At 53.9% G+C, this 2,732-nt stretch carries 3 protein-coding genes; all 3 read right to left on the bottom strand.

Features of this window, described 5'->3' with window-relative positions:
- Nucleotides 1-209: 209 nt before the first annotated feature.
- On the bottom strand, nucleotides 210-599 hold the full coding sequence (locus tag RTY00_RS23105; protein ID WP_008108490.1) for a DUF3461 family protein: 390 nt from the start codon (nucleotides 597-599) through the stop codon (nucleotides 210-212).
- A gap of 293 nt (nucleotides 600-892) precedes the next feature.
- On the bottom strand, nucleotides 893-1,717 hold the full coding sequence (gene dapD, locus RTY00_RS23100; RefSeq protein WP_312666515.1) for a 2,3,4,5-tetrahydropyridine-2,6-dicarboxylate N-succinyltransferase: 825 nt from the start codon (nucleotides 1,715-1,717) through the stop codon (nucleotides 893-895).
- Between the two features lie 76 nt (nucleotides 1,718-1,793).
- A partial coding sequence (locus RTY00_RS23095; RefSeq protein ID WP_312666514.1) for an ACT domain-containing protein occupies nucleotides 1,794-2,732 on the bottom strand: 939 nt, incomplete at its 5' end.

Below are 2,732 nucleotides of genomic sequence, written 5' to 3'. Positions count from 1 at the left end.
GTGAGCCAACGCATCATTCCCTTGCTTTCAATGGCCGACAACAGTTTGCAGCAGCCGCGTTATCAGCAGTGGATCAGGCAGACGCAATGGAAAGATCAAAACAGCGGGGCGGTGATGCAGGCACAGCGCGATACCTGGCTGCTTTCGCTGCCATATCAGCAGCCATAAAAAAGGCCAGCATTAGCTGGCCTGTTAGCAAAAGCGAACAATTATTTATTGCGGGTCAGCTGATCGAGGTCTGATTCGATCTCAGCGATCTTGTTAGAGACCACGCTTTCCAGATGGCGCAGATCAGCCAGAATTTTACGCTTCAGATCCACTTCAACCTGGTCGCGCTGGCAAATCTGGTCCAGCTCATCGATCACGTAACGCAGGTTCGGGCTGATTTCCTGCACTTCTTTGTAACCCTGGCTGGTGTGATCGGCGACTACGGTTTTGCGCTGACGTGGATATTTGAATTTCACGCTTTTAGCGAAGAATTCACCTTTGTCTTTGCGGAAGTAGATTTTAAGAATGTCGTTGTTAGCTTCCTGACGCAGGCTATAACGGTCGATGTCTTCAGGAGAGCTGATACCTAAGCTTTTCAGGTTGTCGTACATAGCGTTTATATTCCATCTAAGAGTGGGTGAGCGCGCAGGACTATCATCATCATTCGGGATGCAGCAGAAACGCGGCAACCGGAACGCTTACGGCATACTTAATCAACTGTAGACACAAAAACCGGGATGAACAGTGCGCGACCGGAGTTAACTTGGCGCGGATTATGAACTGTTTGAAAAATAAACGCACGTGTTAATTCGCAGCGCGAAACAGGTAATTCAGGCGGGAGTGTAAACAAATAATTACGGGCCTGTAGCCAGGCCCGTCGGGAAGATTTTCAGGCAGGAAAAGCTTAGTCGATGCTGCGCAGCAGTTCGTTAATGCCTGTTTTGCTGAGGGTTTTAGCGTCAACTTTCTTCACGATCACCGCGCAGTACAGGCTGTAGCTACCATCTTTTGACGGCAGGTTACCTGAAACCACTACCGAACCCGCAGGTACGCGACCGTAATGCACTTCGCCGGTTTCGCGGTCAAAGATTTTGGTGCTCTGGCCGATGTAAACGCCCATTGAGATCACTGAACCTTCTTCAACAATGACGCCTTCAACGATTTCTGAACGTGCGCCGATGAAGCAGTTATCTTCAATGATGGTTGGATTGGCCTGTAGCGGCTCCAGCACGCCACCGATGCCCACGCCGCCTGACAGGTGGACGTTTTTACCGATCTGCGCGCAAGAACCCACGGTCGCCCAGGTATCAACCATGGTGCCTTCATCAACGTAAGCACCAATGTTGACGTAAGAAGGCATCAGCACGGTGTTACGCGCGATGAATGCGCCCTGACGCACAGCAGCCGGTGGCACTACGCGGAAACCGGCGTTTTTGAAACGCGCTTCATCCCAGCCAGCAAACTTCATTGGCACTTTGTCGTAGAAGCGGGTTTCAGAACCTTCCATGACCTGGTTGTCGTTGATGCGGAACGACAACAGCACCGCTTTCTTCAGCCACTGATGCGTTACCCACTCACCGTTGATCTTTTCAGACACGCGCAGTTCACCGCTATCCAGCAGGCCGATAACCTGGGTGATAGCATCGCGGGTCGCGCTGTCTACGCTAGATGGCGTGATGTCGGCGCGGCGCTCAAAGGCAGATTCGATAACGCTCTGTAACTGTTCCATAATGATTTCCTAAGTCTGTAATACGGGTGCCAGCATCGCACTGGCACGGTAAATAAATTTGATTAATCGATTGCGGTCACACTTTATCGTTTGGATTAAGGGCCTCTGTCAACCTCTGTTGCAACACATTGCGCATTTCCACCCCAAGTGCACGCCGCTCACTATCGGCGAGGATGAAAAGATCCTCAACCCGCTCACCAATCGTACTGATGCGTGCGCCATGCAGCGAAACCCCCAAATCAGCGAACACTTCACCCACGCGCGCCAGCAAGCCTGGCTGATCGAGCGCGACCAATTCCAGGTAGCTGCGGCGATCGGTGTGCGTCGGCAGGAAATTGACTTCGGTATCGACACTGAAATGCTTGAGGCGCGCGGACTGGCGACGCGTTCGCGGCGGCACCCATTCGTTTTGCGTGATGGCCTGTTCCAGCGCCTGAATGATCAGCGGATGGCGATCGGCGGCCAGCGGGCTGCCATCTGGCTCCAACACAATAAAGGTGTCCATTGCCATGCCATCGCGGCTGGTAAAGATCTGCGCATCATGCACGCTGAGATTGCGGCGATCCAACTCGCCGGCCACCGCTGCAAACAGGTGCGGACGATCCGGGCTCCAGATAAAGATTTCGGTACCGCCGCGCGTGGCCTGCGGGCTGACCAGCACCAGCGGTTTGTTGAGATCGTGGTGAATCAAATGACGCGCATGCCAGGCGAGCTGATTCGGCGTGTGGCGCAGGAAGTAATCGGCGCGGCAACGGCTCCAGATATGGTGCAAACGCTCTTCGTCGAGATTTTCCATGCGCAGCAGCGCCAGCGCTTGCAGGCGATGATGGCGCACGCGTTCGCGCAGATCCGGGCTGTTTTCCATGCCTCGACGCAGCTGTTTTTCGGTGGCGAAGAACAGCTCGCGCAACAGGCTCTGCTTCCAGCTGTTCCACAAGCTTTCATTGGTGGCGCAGATATCGGAAACCGTCAGGCACGCCAGATAGCGCAGACGGTTTTCGTTCTGCATCACTTC

It is taken from the genome of Pantoea sp. CTOTU49201 (assembly GCF_032054795.1).
Lineage (GTDB): Bacteria > Pseudomonadota > Gammaproteobacteria > Enterobacterales > Enterobacteriaceae > Pantoea > Pantoea symbiotica.
Note: the sequence above shows the minus strand (reverse complement) of the source record. Positions and strands in the feature narration are given on the sequence as shown.

What these genes read in the sequence shown, in the direction of transcription:
- RTY00_RS23105 (WP_008108490.1), bottom strand. Translation starts at nt 599, where the DNA reads ATGTACGACAACCTGAAAAGCTTAGGTATCAGCTCTCCTGAAGACATC.
- dapD (WP_312666515.1), bottom strand. Translation starts at nt 1,717, where the DNA reads ATGGAACAGTTACAGAGCGTTATCGAATCTGCCTTTGAGCGCCGCGCC.